The organism is Sphingobacterium suaedae, from assembly GCF_042684625.1.
In the GTDB taxonomy this organism is placed as follows: Bacteria; Bacteroidota; Bacteroidia; order Sphingobacteriales; family Sphingobacteriaceae; genus Sphingobacterium; species Sphingobacterium suaedae.
The window spans coordinates 71,353-88,080 of record NZ_JBHULR010000008.1; the positions used below are offsets into that span (position 1 = coordinate 71,353).

At 44.0% G+C, this 16,728-nt stretch carries 10 protein-coding genes; 7 read left to right on the forward strand and 3 right to left on the reverse strand.

The features are described 5' to 3' along the window. Window positions 1–28: 28 nt before the first annotated feature. Window positions 29–418: a helix-turn-helix domain-containing protein gene (locus tag ACFSR5_RS15455; RefSeq protein ID WP_380905362.1), complete on the reverse strand. Its 390-nt coding sequence runs from the start codon at window positions 416–418 to the stop codon at window positions 29–31. Between the two features lie 698 nt (window positions 419–1,116). Here ACFSR5_RS15455 and ACFSR5_RS15460 point away from each other — a divergent pair. From ACFSR5_RS15460 to ACFSR5_RS15470, 3 genes are all read left to right on the forward strand, one after another. Then, the gene (locus ACFSR5_RS15460) at window positions 1,117–1,506 is read left to right on the forward strand and encodes a DUF4822 domain-containing protein (RefSeq protein ID WP_380905381.1); all 390 of its coding nucleotides are present in this window, start codon (window positions 1,117–1,119) and stop codon (window positions 1,504–1,506) included. Window positions 1,507–1,718: 212 nt separating this feature from the next. Beyond that, a complete protein-coding gene (locus ACFSR5_RS15465) occupies window positions 1,719–3,050 on the forward strand; it encodes an amidohydrolase (RefSeq protein WP_380905363.1) in 1,332 nt (443 codons plus the stop codon). A gap of 14 nt (window positions 3,051–3,064) precedes the next feature. After that, the gene (locus tag ACFSR5_RS15470) at window positions 3,065–3,727 is read left to right on the forward strand and encodes an ankyrin repeat domain-containing protein (protein WP_380905364.1); all 663 of its coding nucleotides are present in this window, start codon (window positions 3,065–3,067) and stop codon (window positions 3,725–3,727) included. Between the two features lie 497 nt (window positions 3,728–4,224). Here the strand turns inward: ACFSR5_RS15470 and ACFSR5_RS15475 are convergent, their stop codons facing one another. Continuing rightward, window positions 4,225–5,055, reverse strand: coding sequence for a glycoside hydrolase family 16 protein (locus ACFSR5_RS15475; RefSeq protein ID WP_380905365.1), 831 nt, complete (start codon window positions 5,053–5,055; stop codon window positions 4,225–4,227). Between the two features lie 315 nt (window positions 5,056–5,370). On the opposite strand from ACFSR5_RS15475, the gene ACFSR5_RS15480 reads away from it, so the two are divergent. Both ACFSR5_RS15480 and ACFSR5_RS15485 read left to right on the forward strand, forming a co-directional pair. Continuing rightward, on the forward strand, window positions 5,371–6,582 hold the full coding sequence (locus ACFSR5_RS15480) for a metallophosphoesterase (RefSeq protein WP_380905366.1): 1,212 nt from the start codon (window positions 5,371–5,373) through the stop codon (window positions 6,580–6,582). A 23-nt stretch (window positions 6,583–6,605) separates the two neighbouring features. Then, window positions 6,606–7,502 carry a metallophosphoesterase gene (locus ACFSR5_RS15485; RefSeq protein WP_380905367.1) on the forward strand — a complete coding sequence of 299 codons (897 nt, stop codon included), beginning with the start codon at window positions 6,606–6,608 and terminating at the stop codon, window positions 7,500–7,502. 49 nt (window positions 7,503–7,551) lie between these two features. On the opposite strand, the gene ACFSR5_RS15490 is transcribed toward ACFSR5_RS15485, so the two are convergent. Continuing rightward, window positions 7,552–8,436 (reverse strand): bestrophin family protein, encoded by an 885-nt coding sequence (locus ACFSR5_RS15490; RefSeq protein WP_380905368.1) that lies wholly within the window; start codon window positions 8,434–8,436, stop codon window positions 7,552–7,554. Window positions 8,437–8,547: 111 nt separating this feature from the next. Here ACFSR5_RS15490 and ACFSR5_RS15495 point away from each other — a divergent pair, with 111 nt between their 5' ends. Both ACFSR5_RS15495 and ACFSR5_RS15500 read left to right on the forward strand, forming a co-directional pair. Beyond that, window positions 8,548–9,039 (forward strand): DinB family protein, encoded by a 492-nt coding sequence (locus ACFSR5_RS15495; RefSeq protein WP_380905369.1) that lies wholly within the window; start codon window positions 8,548–8,550, stop codon window positions 9,037–9,039. Window positions 9,040–9,740: 701 nt separating this feature from the next. Next, a complete protein-coding gene (locus ACFSR5_RS15500) occupies window positions 9,741–16,721 on the forward strand; it encodes an SDR family NAD(P)-dependent oxidoreductase (protein WP_380905370.1) in 6,981 nt (2,326 codons plus the stop codon). Window positions 16,722–16,728: the final 7 nt, after the last annotated feature.

Genomic DNA, 16,728 nt, shown 5'->3' on the forward strand with positions numbered 1-16,728 from the left:
ATAAAGGTCAAGATAATTACAAATAGGATTATGGTGAACTTTTCGCTTTTTTAAGATTGTTCCGATAAAAGGAAGGGGTGTAACCGGTATGCTTTTTAAAAAATTTAGTAAAATTTGAAGGGTCATAAGTAAAGCGACGCGCAATTTCTACAATAGGCCAGTCCGTGTCCGCTAATAGTTCCGTCGTTTTTTTAACTATCTTTTGCACATAAAAATGGCAGGGATGATTCCCCTCTAATTTCTGGATAATTTTGATCAGATGCTTTTGGGACACACACAAAAGGTCGGCAATATCGCACAATTCCAGCATTCGCTCAGTACGTTCATCGATCAAGTCCGATAAATGTTTATCAAGTAACTCGAAATATCGGTTTCTGATTTCTACAGCTCGCGGTGTTTCTGTATCACTATGATTCATAGTATTTTGTTGTTCCCCTGGCCAATAAAGATATGAAATACTCGACAATTTGGTCTGGTGAACTTTTCGCTTTATAATCGGCACAAACCGTTCGTTACTCGATAGGAGATCTTTAACAGGCCGTGAATTCTCTTTTTGAAAACAAGGTTGGAACTGGATGCACATGACTCATAAAATCCCTGCATGATAAATCTGTTTGTTAATTAAAAAAACATTGCTTCAAATTTCATACGCAATTTAGTCGGAATTCATTTTGACTTTTCAGAGCAACGTCTAAAGCAACTCCGATTAAGGGATTTAAAGTCAACGTGCTGCACATAAAAAGCAGAGCAAAAAATGAATAGTTTATGAAAGAGATTGGACACATACAAACACCCTGCGAACATATGGATGTGCTTTCTGTAAGGCTCAAAGATACATTCAGTCAACTATATTTTCAGACTTACCAGCGCTTACGGAGGTCTCTTGCCAATGCCTAACGATGTGCAATCGGACAAGAATAGTCTAAAAATATGCATACCCAGCAGCCCTTGCATGAATCATACAAGAAAAAGCATAAAAGCTCCAAGTCTAACCAACAGCCTAGACCTACTTTTGTAAAAAAACACAAATGACAAAAGTTAAATTCTGTATTTCTCCTATGGTTCACCTTAGTCGGATTAACCGTTGCGCAAAGCTGTAGCGATAAGGATGATCTGATCAAGCCCACCCCGAGTGAAGTACTTGCCAGTACGGCTTGGGAAACGACGGGCGCTAAAAATCATCAAAGAGCGGATGTTACATTGTCGGATCCGAATGTCAGCAATTTTGTCGGTTTCGCGTATTTCAAATCCGACGGTACATTTGCGATGTACAATTTGGATGACAGCCCAAAAATGCACGGCAATTGGTCTGTTTCGGCCGACGGCAAGACACGAACCATTGTAGCCAAAAATGATCAAGGCGAAACGCTTTTCACACGGGCGGTCGCAATCACGACCTTAACGGAACAGGAATTTACGTATCGTATCTATCCGTCTGCGGAGGATAAATCTATTTACTTCGACATTATCCATACCCCGACTAAGCACGAAGAACCACTACCTTAGCCGGGGTTCTTCATGCTTGGAGCAGCAATGACCGCAGGAATGTCTAGCATGTAGGACATTCCTGTTTTTTAGCTAACGGGCGGTGGATCATTAGCCATTCGCCATATTCATAACCACCCATTGTGATAAATTGTACAAGCATTCGCATGATTTCACCACAAAACCCGTCCGAACTATAGCTACATTTGTATTTTTATACGCTTACAACTATTATGAAAACATCCGTTATATCGCGCAAAGAATTTATCCGAAATACTTCGTTGGCTATGGCAGGCTTGTTTGCCAGCCATTCCTATGTACAGGGCAATCCTCATCAACAGACCAGAGTAGAAAGCTCCAATACAACAGGCTACCTACTGAAAAACGTCAGACTGGAAACAGGTTTTTTATACGAAGACGAGGAAGTGATAGGTACAAAGACGGAATTGTTTACCCTACAGATAATCGACGGAAAAATTGCCGCAATCCTTCCCAATACTCCACTCGCAGATGCAATAGACGCACGAGAAATGCTGATGCTTCCAGCTTTCCGGGATCAACATATCCATTTGGACAAGACCTTTTATGGTGGTCAGTGGCAGGCTGTCAGGAAAAGAAAGGGAGGCATTAAAGGAATGATCGCGCTGGAACAAAAGTTATTGCCAGAGCTATTAAAAACTTCGACGCAACATGCCGAAAAGCTTATTGAACTGTTGCAGTCCAAAGGTTCTAGTTTTGCACGTAGCCATGTCAATATTGAACCCACCTCGAAACTGGATTCATTAAAAAATTTGCAACAAGCTTTAGCAAATAAAAAAGAAGGTTTCAGCGCCGAACTGGTTGCTTTTCCGCAGCACGGATTATTCTATACAGATTCGACACGATGGATGAAAGAAGCTGCAAAAATGGACATCGATTTTATTGGAGGTGTAGATCCTTATACGATAGATGGCAGTATTGAGCGCTCCGTAGATTTTATGGTCCAGCTGGCACTTGATCATCAGAAAGGCATAGACATGCATTTACACGAAAGCGGAGATTCTGGCTTACAAACCGTAGAATACCTCATTAAGAAGGTAAATGAAAACCCAGCGTTAAAAGGAAAGACCTATCTTAGTCATTGTTTCGTATTGGCAAAGCTCGAACAGCCCAAATTAGAACAGGTTGCCGAAGCATTGTCGAACGCCCAGATTGGTATTGTTTCGACGATTCCATTTGGAGGATTGGTTATGCCTATTCCGACATTGTATAAGTACGGTGTAAATATCCAGACCGGTAACGACAGTATTATAGATCATTGGAATACTTGGGGTTCGGGCAGCGTACTACAAAAAGCAAACCTGATGGCTCAATTATATGGATACTCCACGGAATTTCAGTTGTCCCGTAGCTTAAAGCTTGCGACCAATAACATACTTCCCCTAGATGATTCCGGTAAACAGCAATGGCCTAAAGTGGGCGATGCTGCAGATCTGGTATTCGTAGACGCGAGCTGTTCTGCGGAAGCTGTTTCTCGTATTTCGTCGGTTAGCTCTCTGATACACCATGGGCATCTTGTCTTTTAATTTTTAGATACACTATGCATCATTTACTTCTTCTTTGTTCGATATTGTTCTTTCCATCATGCGATGCTTTCTCTTCTGCCGACAAAAATTCCGACACGGTCAGTTCGCTTTTGGAAGCCGTACAACAGGGGCGCCTATCAATCGTCGAACAGGCTTTAAAAAATGGCGCCAATGTCCATGAAATAAATGCGCAAGGGCAATCGTTATTGCTTATCGCTACCCGAAACAATAACATCAGGATGGCCAACCTACTCCTTTTGCATGGAGCGGATGTCAATCAACAGGACCATATACAAGATTCTCCTTTCTTGTACGCTGGTGCGGCGGGGTACGTGGAACTCGTTCAGCTCTATCTGAAAAGCCATGCGCGTTTTGACATATACAACAGATACGGCGGCAGCGCATTGATTCCAGCCTGCGAAAGAGGGCATGTTGCAGTTGTCAAGTTGTTAGCACATACAAAAGGCTACCCTATTGATCACGTCAACCGCTTGGGCTGGACCGCTTTACTGGAAGCCATAATTCTAGGCGATGGAAGTGCAAAGTATATTGACATTGTGCAAATTTTACTGGATACCGGATGTAACCCCGATATTGCGGATAAATACGGCGTGTCTCCGCTTCAACATGCCAAAAATAGAGGGTTTGATCAAATCGTTCAGCTATTAGCGAACTAATCCATCCTCCACAGCGGCTGTGTGCTAAAATATAGGTACAATTGAAAGGATATACTTCATTTCGTGATATATCCCGAACGGGTAAAATCTTATCTCGCCTGTGCAAAAAACGAAGTGATCCCTCGATTACGATATTGTCAATGGCTAAAAAAGGACCACTAACGAAGAAATTGACATAACCGTTGTCAAGCACTGTCGTCTTTTCTACCGTGGTGAGTTTTCGAGGAACGGAGCACGCGCACATGATGTTTTTTCAACGTTTCTTTGAAGTGCATTTGCTCCATTTCCAACAGTGTTGCTCTGCAAGAAATGCCTCTTATGATCTTTGCCTGCGCCTTTATGTTTTCGTCCAAGGCCTCCGCTTGCAAAAAACGTAAATCGTCCAGACGAAGTTTCCGGGCAAATCCAAATTCTCACTCTGCCAAACAACCATTCGGAGCCGGGCAAATTCACTTTCAACATGTACCATGTTATTGTTTTTAACGTAGAACTCTCCGTTATTGATATACTCGAACCCAATCAATAACCATCCTGACAGGCAGTTGACGCAAGTCCACAGGCCCGACCCAACTCCCCCCGAGTTGCTGATCAATAAGCAAGTAAAAGGGTTGGTCATATGGCCATTGAGATGGATCCGCTCCCGGAACCCGAGGATAACTAAACGTAATGTGGCCGTTTAACTGAAAATCGATTCGATCGGGATACCAACTGAGACCAAAAACGTTGTATGTTTCCGGATCTATCTTTGCCGTCCCCCCGTGCGGCGGATTTTGAGTTTGCTTGAGATTTAAGGTATAGTGTGAGTGTGTTGTTTGATAAATGATCCGATCAAAGTTCAAATGTTCCATGATATCAATCTCCCCGTTTCGAGGATACGGCCCGTATTTATTTTGTTCGGCAAGCATCCACATCGCGGGCCAGGCTCCTTGGGCGCTTGTTAATTTAGCACGGATTTCCACTCGCCCGTACTGAAAAGCGAATTTATGCTTGCTCCAGATACCGCCAGTAATGAATGGTCTGGGATCAATCAATGTATCCGGATTCGGAATACCCAAAAGTTCCAGTGTCCCATCTTTCCATTGAAAACAGGCATCGTCCAAACTCATATGCCTATTCCAGTCCGAGGTACCTGCTGGGATCCTAGACCATTTTGTCGTATCGAGAGACGGTCCGTCGAAATCGTCTTGCCAGACTAGTTTCCAGCGTCTATCTTGCCGCCCCTCTTTTTGAATGAATAGGTAATCAGTGGTCCCAGATCGTTTAGAAACGGTACATCCACTAACGAATAGCATGAAAATTATCGCTATTTTACTGACTATGTGTTTCATTATTGTCCTATTTTTTCCCAATTAAAAAATAAGGGGACCGCTCTTATTGAATGCATACAAACGTGAAAAAGCATACCGTGAACCCGCTACAATAATACGAAACTCAATATACAACTATTTGTTTTCCAAAAACTTAATCACAAACATAAACACTTTTTTACACAAACGTTTGCGTGCTTTTCTTTTTTGAAAGTCTAATTTATTCTACTTATAATCGTATCCTATTGCCCGCTGATAAAACGACGAATAAACTGATCTAAGAATGTGGGCAAGGTACATATATAGAACGATGTAACGACCAGAAAACATTTAATTATGCAAAAAAAAGACGCTAGAACCAATAGACGCTCCTTCCTCAAATCGTCCCTACTACTCGGTGGACTCGTTATAACGCAACACGAGCCACGTGCGCAACATGCGCCGGAATCAAAGGAAGAATTCTCATTCCTTGCCGGGCCATATCTGCAAACTACCTTTGCCAACAGCATGACTATATTATGGGTGACAAACCGGGAGGCATCATCTTGGGTAGAATACGGTACATCTGAAACAAAGCTCGATCAAAAAGCTTATGGGACGAGCGAACTTGGATTGAAACCTGCTGGCAGAATCAATCGGATAACATTAGAGCGCCTTCAGCCTGGCAAAACCTACTACTACCAAATCGTCTCGAAAGAACTCGTCGAGTTTCAACCCTATAAAGTAACATATGGACCAGAGAAAAGAGCAGATATTGAACAGTTTACCGTAAGTGATCCCACAAAACAAACCGTTTCTTTCTTGATGTTGAATGATATACATGACCGTCCAAATTCGATTGGTCATCTGCTTGGTCTTGACCAGGAGGCGGATCGCGACTTCGTTTTCTTTAATGGAGACATTTTCGATTATCAAACGGATGAACAGCAACTCATCGAACATATGCTAACACCAGTGACGCAATTGTTTGCTAAGCATAAGCCGTTCTTGTTTGTTCGCGGCAATCACGAAACACGGGGAAAGTTTGCGCGTGACATCGCTGATTATTTTCAGCACATCGGTAACTCCGCCTTTACACTAGGACCTGCGCGATTTGTTATTATCGACAGTGGAGAAGATAAAGAGGATGATCACCCCGTTTATGCTGGCATCGTTGATTTTGACAGCTACCGCCGCGAACAAGCGAAATGGTTAGCTGAAGAGATTCAAGGAGAAGCTTTCCGACGCGCCGCATTCCGTGTCGTGCTAATGCATATACCTCCTCGTTATTCGGGTGACGCACATGGCGCTACACATTGTACCGAATTGTTCGAACCCTTGTTCAACCAGGGAAAAGTAGATGTTGTTCTCAGTGGACATACGCACCGATACAAGATACATCCACCAGCCGCTGGATTAAATAACTACCCGATTGTTATAGGTGGCGGTCCGCGCGACGGGCAACGGACCTTAACCCGTGTCGAAATGACCAACCAACAGCTGAACGTGCAGCTTTTAAATGATGCGGGCGAAGAGGTGGGGCAGTACACCGTCAACAGGAAAAAATAGTGGGAAATACGTATATCAGAAGAATGGCTAGAATGATTGGTTGCTTTCTGCTTTACACAAGTAGCTTGTACTATAGTCTGCTGTATGCACAGCATCCATTGCCTACGCTTCGTATAGGTCTACTGGCAGACATGCAATATGCAGACAAAGAAAGCAATGGAAGTCGATTTTACCGTATGTCGCTAAGCAAGGTGGATTCAGCAGTTCGCGTCTTGAATCAACAAGACGTTTCATTCTCCGTCATACTTGGAGATCTGGTCGATGAAGGACCGTCAGATCTTCCTGCATTACTCAAACGACTGAACGTGTTGAAGAAACCTTATTATTGTTTGTTAGGCAACCACGATTATGTTCATGTTTCGGAACCTGACCAATTGCACAGACGCTTAAGCATGCCAAAAGCATACTATTCTTTTGTGAAGGCAAATTGGCGGTTTATCTTTTTGAACACCAACGAACTTAGTGAATATTCCACGCTAGTCTCCTCACCAAAAAGAATAGCCTGGCAAAAATTGATTGCTAGCCTGAACAAAACAGGACGCACGCACGTTCTCCCATGGAATGGAGGCATAGGACAAGAACAGTTGGCCTGGTTGAAAGCGGAGCTGGCTCTTTCGGAGCGTCGTAAAGAACAAGTTGTCGTTTTGACGCATCATCCACTCCTTCCTGAAAACGGCTATGAAGCATTGAACAACAGAGCTATCTTAGCTATTATTACCAGTTCTCCAGCAGTAAAAATGGTGATTTCGGGACATAACCATAAAGGGGGATACGCAGAAGCAAATCATATTCCGTTTGTCACGCTAGAGGGCATAGTGGAAACATCCACCTCCAATGCCTACGGGATTTTAGAATTGTATCCCCATGAAATTCGGATTAAAGGGTATGGTCGACTAACCTCGAGGTCATTTTCCCGTTGATTGATCTCGGCATGTCCCAAAAAATTGTTAATAATGACGGCATATTTACTTATAAAATATAATATGCATCGGCCGGCGGTGGTGCCGGCTTTTCTACCTCTTCTCCCAATTGTTGTTTTAAAACTACTTCAATGCCTTGACTAATAGTCGTCATCGGCGTATCCAATGGCCCGTTTTCAAAAGGATCCTGCATCAAAATAGCGGTTCGCTCGATGATGATAAAAATAGTTGGTATTCCGGCGGTTAGGACTGCTTTGATAAATGCATAGTGGTCGTCTAGACTAAAAGGCAATAGTAGCGTAAACAAGTAAATCAAAAAATGAATCAATGTTCCGTAGGAAACCGGAAACACGGTATTTTTTATACGTTCGCATCTCCCCATGGCATCACAAAAGCGTGTCAGTGTAGCATCCAGTTGTACGTGGCGAAATTCCGTAAGCTTACCCGCTGACACCAACTGCTTTAAGGCCAAGGCATGTAAAGACAGAATCGCATTAGGCACATTATAGTCTATGATTCTTTGTTCGATTCGGTACTGATCTACACGTTTGGAAAAAGGTAATCCCCTTAATGATTCACTTAATGCATAATTCCAGATGATCTGTCTTTCAGCAAACTGCTGAAGATCGTCCTCACATCCTTGCGGAAGAAAGGATTTAAGCTGTCGAAGAAAGGTCCTGGAGTCATTAACGATTGTTCCCCAAACAATCCTCGCCTCCCACCACCGGTCGTAGGACTGTCCGGTTCGAAAGGCCAGAAGCAGGGATATTGCTGTCCCGACGATGGCAATTAGCCCAAGGGGAATAGATAACGATGAAAAATATCGGCCTTTGGCAATAAAACCTACAACGATACTGAAGAGGGTAATGGCAATTAGATCCACTTTTATTGTCTTGACGAAATCGATGATAGAAATTTTCCCTTTTAAGAGCATATATATCTTTGTTGGCGTGTACGTAAATAAAAATAACAAAAACGCAAAAAATGTTTTGAGCCAATCATTTTTTTTCTAGCTTCATGGCACACGGATCATACATTACTACATATGGAATCAGCTCAACAACTCGCATTTCGTTTTCGGGAAGTAACACTCAACGGTACGTGGATTGCCAATACCAATTATAAGTTGGCTCTTTCTACGGTGACGTTCGAGCAAGCAACTACTAAAATTGGCTCACTCAATAGTATCGCGCTGTTGACCTATCATCTTCATTACTATATGGCCGGAGTGACGGAGGCGATGCGTACGGGACAGTTAACCATCAAAGATTCGTTGAGTTTTGGTATGTCTCCTTTAGCATCGGATCAGGAGTGGCAACAATTAAAAGAGAACTTCTTGTCCGATTCGGAACAGTTTGCTGATGAGGTCGAAAGCTTAACAGAACAACAGCTTCAAGAGATTTTTATCGATGCGCGCTACGGAACGTACCGACGAAATATCGAATCTATGATTGAGCACGCTTATTATCACTTGGGTCAAGTGGTTTTGCTCAGCAAACTCATCAAGGAGCGCGCGGAAGAATCCATAGTAGGTTAACAACTAGGTTGTCTTATTCGGGGTACACCCATCAAATGCCGTATCCAAGACAGACGCTATGTCTCCACCAGTGAAAGACAACGGCTGAACACATTATCCAATTAATTCGGACAAAATTGTTTGATCTACATCCATTGGTTTGGTACTATGCGCATCCCTTTGCCGTGGAAAACCTAAAGCCATCCCGATCACTAGTACAGATCCATATGGTATTTGCCGATGGCGTTTTAAAAAAAATGAACGACGGATATTCTATAAACAATGTCATAAAACAGCCGTAGACTTAACTTTTAACAAATCATCAAGAAACATTGCCCTCATCATAAACTTTTTTGTTTGTTAAATCGAACGAACGGATAAAACAGTGCTACCTTTCTTCGTCCGTTCCAAGGAAAGAAATTACCTAATCATGTAGGCATTTCATATGTATCCTCGTTTCCTTACAGTGGGAATTTCTCTTAAAGTCAAGAATAAAAAAAGTTACGAATAGTATATTCTTTACAGGATACAAGATTAAAAAAAAGTTAATTTGTTTATTTAAAATACTTTTTATTAAAAAATCATTATCAAATTACCTTTATTATTAAAAATATGATCAAAATCACTATTTTTATCGAGCTACTACATACAAACGTTCTTTATACCGCAAGGTTTAGCATTTACTATGAAATTATGCTTCTTCTAGTTCACTTCTGACTACCATGAAAAACCATGCCATCATGGGCTTAACGCCTTTTGAAAAGCCTGACGCCAATCTGATGCCCAAACTCCATCAAGCGGGTGCATTTCCCGTATTAAGTTTGGGACACAACTTAGCCAACGCTCAGGAAGCACTGAATCAACTTGATCAGACTGCTCTATTTACTTATGGAATTTATTTTCCAAATGATAAACTTCTATCCCTTGAAATTCCGGAGAAAGTAAGTGTCATCATTCTTCCTTTTGGAAGCCCAGCTCCCACGGCTCCACACCTATCCATAGTGTATCAGGTCAGCAGTCTGGAAGAAGCCATACAAGCGGAACAGCTTAACGCAAAAGGAATTATCATAAAAGGGAATGAAGCCGGGGGACAGGTTGGATACGAATCCACCTTTGTACTCTTCCAACGGGTTATCAAAGAAATCCAGTCCATCCCTGTCTGGATACAGGGCGGCATAGGGCTGCATACTGCTGCTGCTGCAAAAGCACTTGGCGCTACTGGAATTGTATTGGATAGTCAGCTCGCACTTTTTCCCGAAAGCTCAGTCCCCCAGGACTTCAAAAAGCTCTGTGGAAAACTAAATGGAACTGAAACTAAAATCATCGCCAACCACCGTGTACTGGTACGTCCAAACTCGCCAGCCTTATCGGATCAGGTCGATATAGCTGAACTCCGATCTTATTTCACTGATCTGAATCCAGCAACGAGTTATATCCCGATGGGGCAAGATATCTCTTTGGCCATTGATCTCTACGAAGATTTCAGGACACTAAAAAAACTTGTTTTCGGATTCAAGGAAGCCATGTACGGTCATTTAAAACAGGCAAAAGCGTTGCAGCCGATAGGCCGTAAAAACGTACTTGCACAACAACTTGGCTTACATTATCCGATTGCACAGGGGCCTATGACCCGTGTCAGCGATGTTCCGGCCTTTGCCAGTGCTGTAGCGGAAGCGGGCGCGCTTCCTTTTATCGCGCTATCCCTCCTTCGGGGTGAACAGGCCAAAGCCCTGGTTATGGAAACCAAACAACTAGCCGGAAAAAAAAACTGGGGAGTGGGTATCTTAGGCTTTGCGCCGCAGGAACTGCGCGAAGAACAGACCGCCTACATTCTGGAAGCTAAACCACCCGTTGTCCTGATTGCCGGTGGTCGACCTGCCCAGGCCAAAGTATTTGAAAAAGCAGGCATAACAACGTTTCTACACGTACCATCTCCTACCCTGCTCGACATGTTTCTAAAGGAGGGGGCAAAAAATTTTATTTTCGAAGGTCGCGAATGCGGTGGTCACGTAGGTCCTCTTTCCAGCACTGTGCTTTGGGAGAAACAAATTGAACGCATCTTAAAAGAAGATCATCCGGAAGAGATCAGCATATTTTTTGCCGGCGGCATCCACAATGCATTCTCATCAGCATTTGTTTCCATTATGGCGGCTCCTTTAGCTGCCCGCGGCGTAAAAGTCGGTGTATTGATGGGAACTGCGTATCTCTATACACAGGAAGCAGTCAGCACTGGCGCAATTCAAGAAGAGTTTCAAAGACAGGCTATGCAAGCCAAAGATACGGTCCTCCTGGAGACAGCACCAGGACATGAAACCCGTTGCTTGAATACAGCTTTTGCACAACACTTCAACCAAGAAAAATCCAAATTATTGGCTGCTGGTGTCGATAAGAAGGAAGTCTGGGAAAAACTTGAAAAATTAAACGTCGGTCGCCTACGGATCGCAGCCAAAGGCGTGGACCGTCAAGGTGACAAATTAGTCACTATCCCGAAAAGTAAACAATTGGATCTCGGCATGTATATGATCGGTCAAATCGCAACCATGCATGATCGGGTCATCTCTTTAGATTCCCTGCATCAACATGTTGGCATCGATAATCAGCAGTATATCCAGAACGCGCTATTACCTGAGGAGCCTCTATCAAGCGAAAAGCCTTTGGATGTCGCTATTGTCGGGATGGACTGTATATTTCCGGGAGCCAAAAACCTGGACGAATATTGGCGCAATATTATTCTTGGGAAAGACAGTGTAACCGAAGTCCCGGACGAACGCTGGAATAAAGAACTATACTACAAACCCAACGCAGATGGTCCGGATGTCTCCCATTCCAAATGGGGTGGCTTTATTCCGAAAATTGATTTCGATCCTTTGGCTTTCGGGATCCCACCCCAGTCACTCGCAGCGATTGAACCAACACAATTGCTGACGTTACTGGTCGCCAAGCGTGCGATGGAAAACGCCGGTTATGGCGAAAAAGAAATCAACCGCGAAAATATTTCCGTGATCATCGGTGCGGAAGGGGGCAATGATCTTGCCAATAGCTATAGCTTTAGAGGGTACTATAAACAGGTCTTTGGTGAACTGCATGAAGAAGTGAAAGAGGCATTACCACATACCACTGAAGATTCCTTCCCTGGTATCCTGGCCAATGTTATCGCAGGTCGGATCACAAACAGACTGGATCTTGGCGGTAGAAATTTCACGGTGGATGCTGCCTGTGCCTCATCGCTCGCAGCGATTGACCTTGCCTGTCAGGAACTCATCTTGGGCAAATCAGATATGGTGCTTGCGGGTGGAGCGGATCTCCATAATGGAATCAACGATTACCTGATGTTTTCCAGCACACATGCGCTCTCACGTAAAGGACGATGTGCCACATTTGACAGTGATGCAGATGGGATTGCTCTTGGCGAGGGGGTAGCTATATTGGTGCTCAAACGCTATGAAGATGCTGTACGTGATGGCGACCGCATTTACTCGGTTATCAAAGGCGTTGGCGGATCCAGTGATGGTAAAGCCTTAGGCCTCACCGCTCCCCGAAAAATCGGTCAGGTACGCGCACTGGAACGTGCCTATAATCAAGCGGGTATCAGTGCAGCATCTGTTGGTCTGGTTGAAGCGCATGGTACAGGAACAGTTGTTGGTGATAAAACAGAACTGAGTGCGCTGACCAATTTATTCAGCCGTTCAGGAGCCTTACCAGCACAAACGCATTTAGGTTCGGTCAAAACCCAGATCGGCCACACCAAATGTGCGGCTGGATTGGCAGGCTTGATCAAAGCTTCCCTAGCAGTATTTCATGGTGTAAAACCACCAACACTTCACCTCCAACAGCCGAATGCCTATTATAATGCACGAACAAGTCCTTTCGCTTTCCATGCTGAAACTGGTTTATGGGGCGAAAAAAGACGTTATGCTGGCATCAGCGCCTTTGGTTTTGGCGGAACAAATTTCCATGCTGTTATTGCGAATCATCCGCAGGAAGATAGTACAATTGCTTTGCAATCCTGGCCATCAGAACTATTCGTTTTCCGTGGCGACAGCTATGACGAAGCAAAGGGGCAACTGGGTCAGGTAAAAGCACTTTTAGATATCAACGATAGCCTCCCGCTAAAAGATATCGCCTACAGCTTAGCTGTTGCATCTGAAAAAACGATCCAGCTCAGCATCGTTGCTGATACAGCAGAAGACCTAATGATGAAAATCGAACTGGTGTTATCCGGTATTGAAAGCAAAGACACTTTTATTGTCAATAAACGTGAAGGTAAAACAGCGTTTTTATTTCCGGGACAAGGTAGTCAACGCATCAATATGGCGCGTGATCTCTTTGTGGTATTCCCTGAAATGCGAAAGCTTATCTCGCAGTATCCAGAATTGGAAAAAGTGCTTTTTCCTTCAACTACGTTTGATGCCGACTCTTTAAAACAACAAAAAGAAACCATTAAAGATACTCGTCTGGCACAACCGCTTTTGGGTATTGTTGATTTAGCCTTAGCTAAATTCCTCCAATCACTGGGTATCGTCCCAGATATGCTGGCTGGCCATAGTTATGGCGAATTACCGGCATTGTGTTTCGCCGGTGTATTTGACGAAGAACAATTAGTCGAACTGAGCAGCAAGCGTGCTCAATCCCTCTTGGATTCGGTAGAAAATGGAGATCCCGGCACCATGGTTGCCGTTAACGCAAATGCGGAACAGCTGAAGGCACTCCTCAATCGTGTGGAAGGCTGTTATCCAGTGAATTACAATTCTCCGACGCAATGTGTTGTTGCAGGTAGCACAGTAGCTATCGGGAAACTCATGGAATTATTAAAACAGGAACGGGTCTCTGCTAAAAAACTGGAGGTGGCCTGTGCTTTCCATAGCCCTTTAGTCGCTAAGTCAAAGCAACTTTACGCCAATGTGTTGAAGGATGTTCCATTCCAAGAAATGCGACTACCAGTTTGGTCAAATACAACAACAAGCTTATATCCTACTTCAGCAAGCGAAATAAAGGCAAGAATGACGGAACATTTGGTTCAACCTGTCCGATTTGTAGAGGAACTTCAGGCCATGTATGCCGATGGCGCACGGATATTTATCGAAGTAGGTCCTGGCAAAGTACTGACGGGCCTAACCAAATCCTGTCTAGAGCAGGATCAGATCACCCTGTACGTAGAGGACAGCAACCGCAACAAATTGACCCATCTACTTTGTATGCTCGCACAATATTTGGGAACTGGTCGCAATTTTGCTATTGATAAACTTTTTGAAGGCCGTCAGGTTCAACCTATCCAGTTAGATCAACCAAATTTATATAAGAAAAATCCTACGATCTGGCGTGTCAACGGACAGGCTGCACATCCAACCACCGGATCTTTACCTGTCAATGGTGCATTGCCCATCATAAGCCCCATTAAAATGAGTAACCTTAACAACCCTATAGTGGCAACAACGGAAGCACAGCCTGCTGCTGAGCGTATGCTACAAGAATATTTAAACAGCATGAAAATGCTGATCCAGGCGCAACGTGATGTCATGCTTTCCTTTTTGGGGCAAAACCCACAAGTAGCACCTATGCCTGTTTATTCAAGCCCCACACCAAATGTGACTGCGGATCTTTCAAGCCCCATTACGATTCAACCCCCGCTCAGCGAAAATTCCACTGTCGCAACAGCTGTCCAAACAGCAACGAAAGACATTAAAACTCTATTGTTACAGGTAGTAAGCGACAAGACCGGTTACCCACATGAGATGTTGGGTATGGAAATGGATCTGGAAGCCGATCTCAGCATTGATTCAATCAAGCGGGTCGAAATTATCGGCACCCTACGTACGGAGCTTGGGACACTAAAGTTCGACCATACCAATGAAGATACGATCATGGAACAATTGGCCGCCATAAAAACCTTAAATGGGCTGGTTTCCTGGTTAACCGAGTTCAGTGGAACAACAGCGGAGTCAGCAACCAGCATTCAAACAGCAGTATCACCCCCCACAACATCAAATCAGTCTGCGCTCTCCCTTGCGGAATTACAAACAGCAATATTGGATATCGTCAGTGAAAAAACCGGTTATCCCAAAGAAATGTTAGGATTGGATTTGGACCTGGAAGCGGATTTGAGCATAGACTCGATCAAACGGATGGAAATCATTGCTGAACTGAAGACCAAAATTGGTTTTGGGGAGGATCTCGAACATGCCGAAGATCTAATGGAAACCTTAGCAGCGATTAAAACCCTTAACGGTCTTGCTTCCTGGATCAGTGAAGTTAGTGAAACAGCTCCTGAGCAGAGGCTCTTGTCCAGACTTCGTTTTGACCTGTCACCAGCAGATGCAGCCTCAGCACAAGATACAGAAATTCTACAGGGCAAACGTTTTGCCATTGCTCCAGATCATGGACAACAGACACTGGCCATCAAAACCATGCTCGAAAAACATGGTGCCATCGCCGAACTGGTCAATCCAGAACAGGATCTTGCCGTCTTCGATGGGCTGATCATTACAGATACCTATTCAGCAACCATCAAACATAATATTATCGACCAGGTTGATCTGATCAAAAAGATGGATCTGGACCGGGCCAAATGGGTCTATTTAATTTCAGATATTCCCGCACATGTGGAAAAAACAAATGATACACATGCCTTGCGCCACTATCAGGGTTACCCAGGCCTGTTTAAAAGCCTGGCCCGCGAGTTTGAACAGACCAACTGTCGATTGATCAGCCTAAGCACGCCCCAGGAAACGGATCAAATTGCTGAAATTGCACTAAAAGAGATCTTGACAACCGATAAAACCGTAGAGGTTATCTACAAAAATGATCAGCGGCATACGGTCGATATCATTCCTTCGCCACTTTCTACAGGCAGCGAAGAAGTACAAATCCAATTGGACCAAAAATCTGTTGTCCTTGTACTTGGCGGAGGGCAGGGGATCACTGCTGAGCTGGTAAAACATATGTCAGCCTCCTACCCTTGTACCTACATCCTTGTAGGCAGATCGGCAGATCCAAGGAAAGATACCCCGATCCCGAAAGAACTGGAAACAATGACCTCCAAGGAGCAGATCAGGGCGCACCTTATTCAATCCGGATTATTCCATGCACCAGCACAAATTGAGAAAGAGACACTGCGAATCTATAAGAACAATCAGATCCTACGGACGATCCGTGATATGGAGCGTTTAGGAAACACCGTCATTTATGAATCTCTGGATCTCTGTGACGAGGCTGCATTAACGGCCCTGCTCCGTCAGATTTATGAACAGTATGGACAGCTCGATGGTGTGATCCATGGTGCCGGCCTGCTGGAAGATAAACTATTCAAACAGAAAACAACTAGTTCTTTCGGACGCGTCTTTGACACCAAAGTAAAACCCTTACGTGTATTGGCGGAACAATTACGTTCGGATTGCCAATTCGTCGTTTTATTCTCCAGTATAGCATCTGTTTATGGCAACAAGGGCCAGACAGATTATGCGGCAGCAAACAGCGTATTGGATGATTATGCCAAAGTATTGAATAAGCGACTGGAAGGCAAGGTTATTTCGATCAACTGGGGGCCGTGGAAAGGTGCTGGAATGGTTTCGCAGACACTGGAGACAGAATACGAACGCCGGGGCATCTCACTCATTCCTTTGGAAGAGGGGAAAGAAATCTTCCTTAACGAGATCAGATATGGTACCGAAAGCCAAGTGTTAATTATGTCAGGCAACAATTGGTAAACCGTCA